This is a genomic window from Caballeronia sp. BR00000012568055 (assembly GCF_029439455.1).
Taxonomy (GTDB): Bacteria; Pseudomonadota; Gammaproteobacteria; order Burkholderiales; family Burkholderiaceae; genus Caballeronia.
Genome location: NZ_JAQFVG010000072.1, coordinates 1 through 3418, shown reverse-complemented (window position 1 = coordinate 3418; position 3418 = coordinate 1). Strand labels below are relative to the sequence as shown.

The window sequence follows — 3418 nt, the reverse complement described above, 5'->3', positions numbered from 1 at the left end:
CAAGGCTAGATGCCATGAATACGCTCGATACTCAGGAAAGCATTCGCGAAATCAACCTCTCCTATCTCATTCTGGCGCAACGTATCTTGCGCGACGACCGGGCGATCGGCATGTTCCGTCTGGGACTATCCGCGGAAGTGGCTGACCTGCTGGTGAGCCTGTCGCTGCCGCAAGTAGTGAAACTTGCTTCGGCCGATCAGATGCTATGCGCGTTCCGCTTCAACGATCACATGCTGCTCTCGGCGCTGACGCAAGCACCGAAGAATACCGATATCGCGGCAACGCATGCCGCCATTCTGATGGCCGGCCAACCCGTCAAAGCCCTGATCTGAGGTCCGTTCTCCATGAATGCAGTCAACAAGAAAAGCCTGACCGAAGACGCGCAAGAAGTCTTTCGCGCAGTCGCACTCATTCAACTCGGTGCACGCATGCAAGTGCTGGAAAGCGAATTGACGCTTTCCCGCGAGCGCCTGATCCGCCTGTATCGAGAGGTGCGCGGGGCGTCGCCACCTAAAGGCATGCTGCCGTTTTCTGCGGACTGGTATATGCCGTGGCTGCCGAATATTCACGCGTCACTATTCTTTAACACGTATCTTTTTCTAAAGAACGAAGCGAGTTGTTCGCATCTCGATGCGCTGACCAAGGGCTATCGGCTTTACGTCGAACATTGCGCGCGCAGCGATGCCGAACCCGTGCTCGATCTGACGCGCGCATGGACACTGGTGCGCTTCTTCGAGGCGGAAATGCTGCAATTGACCGCATGCTGTCGATGCACCGGCAAGTTTGTCGCGCATAAGCACGACTTGCAGCACGGCGTGGTATGCGGTGCGTGCCAGCCGCCATCGCGCGCGGGCAAAACGAGGAAAGCGGCAGCGCGCGCAGCAGTGGCGGCGTTTGCGGAGGTCAATGACGAAGAGGTCATCGAACCGCTGATCGACGCTGCGGCCTAAGCGATTCGGGTATTCACCTACACGCTAAGCGTCTGCTAAGGAAGTCACCGTTACATAGATCCCTGCGCGATCAACGTAACGGGACTTCCTCACAGTGCCATTCAAGCGACACATAACGTTCAGCGCATGCGTGCTGGCCGTGGCCTTGAGCGCATGCTCGATGACACCGCCTTATCAAGCGCCCGCCACGCCGCTGCCGGACGCATACAGCACCACGACACTCGATGCCACCGTGCCCGTACGCAACGGCTGGTGGCACACCTATGGCGATTCAGCGCTCGATGCGCTCGTCGCGCAAAGCCTCGCGCACAACTACTCGCTCGCTTCAGCGATTGCGGCCGTCGAACAGGCGCGTGGCACGGCAGAAAAAGCGGGCGCGGCGCAATATCCATCGCTTGGGATCGGCGGGACTTTCGATCGCGCGCACCAAGGCGGACACGCTGGTTCCAATACGCGCAGTCAAAATCTCTACGCGCAGGCCAGCTATGAAATCGATTTCTGGGGCTTCAATGCAGCGACTGCACATTCAGCGGCGCTGCTGGCGCGTGCATCCGAATTCGATCGCGACACCGTTGCGCTGACGCTCACGGCCTCCGTCGTCGATACTTACTTCGCAGTGCAAAGCCTGAGCCGTCGCGTGACGCTCGCACGCAGCATTGTGGATGACGCGGCCCGCGTGCTGCATCTCCTGCTTGCGCAACAGGACGCGGGCGTCGCCACCGAGCTTCAGGTGCAGCAGCAACGTAATGCGCTCGCGACCTTCGAAGCGGCCGTGCCGACATTGCAGCAACAACTTGAAATCGAACAACACGCGTTAGCGGTGTTGACGGGCAATCCACCCGAGCATGGCTTCGTTCAAACCATCACGCTCACCGACATACCGATCCCCCGACCGCGTCCCGATCTTCCCGCACGCCTGCTCGAAACGCGCCCCGATATCCGCGCCAAAGAAGCGCAAATGCAGTCCGCCAATTTCGATGTCGGCGCTGCACGCGCCGCATTTATGCCGAACATCGTGCTGACTGCGGATGGCGGCTGGAAAAGCAAGTCACTATCGAATTTTCTGGCGAGTCCGTTTGCGAGCCTTGCGGCATCGCTCGCTGCGCCGGTCTTCGATGGCGGTGCTTTGCGCGGACAACTCCGCGCGGCGAAGGGCGCGGCTGCCAAAAGCGTCGCCGATTATCAGCATACCGTAATAACTGCGCTGCAAGATGTCGAGGACTCGCTGACCACCTCGCAGCAGCAAGCGCTGGCCGAAGCGTCCGATCAAGCCGCAGCAGACGCCGCTGCCAAAGCCGCCACGCTTGCCGAAGCGCAATACCGCATGGGCACGGTCGATTTCCTTACCGTGCTCGATGCACAGCGCACGCGCTACCAGGCCGAAGACACGCTGATTCAGGCGCGTCTGGCGAGATTGCAAGCCTCGGTGAGCCTCTTTCGCGCTTTCGGCGGCGGCATCGAAATAGCCAATGCATCCGACACTTCACGCTGAATTCCATCGACTATGAAACTCGACGATATCCCGCGCGGGCATGCACCGCGTGACAGGCGCGGCCGCTTCGCGCTGATTGCTGTGCTGTTGGTCATCGTTGCATTTATCGGCTGGCGCTTGTGGCCGAAGCACACCACGGCAACGGCAATCGCAATTGTGCCCGTCAACGCAGGACATCCGGTGACGCAGGATTTCCCTATTCGCGTCTCTGCCACAGGCTCCGTGCTTGCATTGAATACGGTCGATGTGAAAGTCCGCGTGGATGGTCAACTGCAACGCATCGCGTTTGTCGAAGGACAGGACGTCAAGGCGGGACAGGTTCTCGCACAACTCGATCAGGGACCACTTAGGGCGCTCTTGCAGCAGGCCGAAGCCGCGCAACGCAAGGATCAGGCGAGTCTCGACAATGCGCGGCTGGACCTCGCGCGCTATTCGAAACTCGTCGGCATTGGCGCGGCGACCTCGCAGAGTGTGGATGCGGCGAAGGCGCAGGTTGCGTCCTTTGCGGCTTCTGTTGCAGCGGACGCGGCTTCGGTGCAGAGCGATCGGCTGCAACTCGGCTTCACGACCTTGTATGCGCCCTTCGATGGCCGCGCCGGCATGCGTGAAGCCGATATCGGCGCGATCGTGCATCCGTCGGACACCACGGGCATCGTCACGATTACGCAAATGGAGCCTATTACCGTGGTGTTTTCTGTGCCGCAGGACGTCCTGCCCGAACTGCTCGCGAATCAGCAGAACGCGCCTTTGCCGGTGCATGTGACCACGCGCTCGGGCAGTGCATCGCTGGCGGAAGGGCAACTTGTTTTCATCGATAGTACAGTCGATCCCACCACGGGCCAAATCAAACTCAAAGCATCGTTCGCGAACAAGGACCGCGAGCTGTGGCCCGGTGAACTCGTCAATGCAAGCGTGCTTACGCGCACGGATCGCGCGCGCATCGCTGTGCCGAGTCGTGCGATCGTGAATACGCAGA

Annotated in this window: 4 protein-coding genes; all 4 read left to right on the top strand. The window is 60.2% G+C overall.

All coding sequences use genetic code 11. The features are described 5' to 3' along the window. Positions 1-14 precede the first annotated feature (14 nt). Entirely contained in the window at positions 15-332 is a 318-nt protein-coding gene (flhD, locus tag P7F28_RS04725; RefSeq protein WP_277183285.1) for a flagellar transcriptional regulator FlhD, read from the top strand. 12 nt (positions 333-344) lie between these two features. After that, positions 345-950, top strand: coding sequence for a flagellar transcriptional regulator FlhC (gene flhC, locus P7F28_RS04720; protein WP_277183281.1), 606 nt, complete (start codon positions 345-347; stop codon positions 948-950). Between the two features lie 94 nt (positions 951-1044). Beyond that, positions 1045-2442, top strand: coding sequence for an efflux transporter outer membrane subunit (locus P7F28_RS04715; protein WP_368860322.1), 1398 nt, complete (start codon positions 1045-1047; stop codon positions 2440-2442). Positions 2443-2454: 12 nt separating this feature from the next. Then, positions 2455-3418 (top strand): efflux RND transporter periplasmic adaptor subunit (locus P7F28_RS04710; RefSeq protein ID WP_277183280.1); only part of this gene is annotated, 964 nt, incomplete at its 3' end.

Bases quoted from the DNA above. Each gene is read 5' to 3' on its own strand.
- flhD (WP_277183285.1), top strand. From the start codon at position 15: ATGAATACGCTCGATACTCAGGAAAGCATTCGCGAAATCAACCTCTCC.
- flhC (WP_277183281.1), top strand. From the start codon at position 345: ATGAATGCAGTCAACAAGAAAAGCCTGACCGAAGACGCGCAAGAAGTC.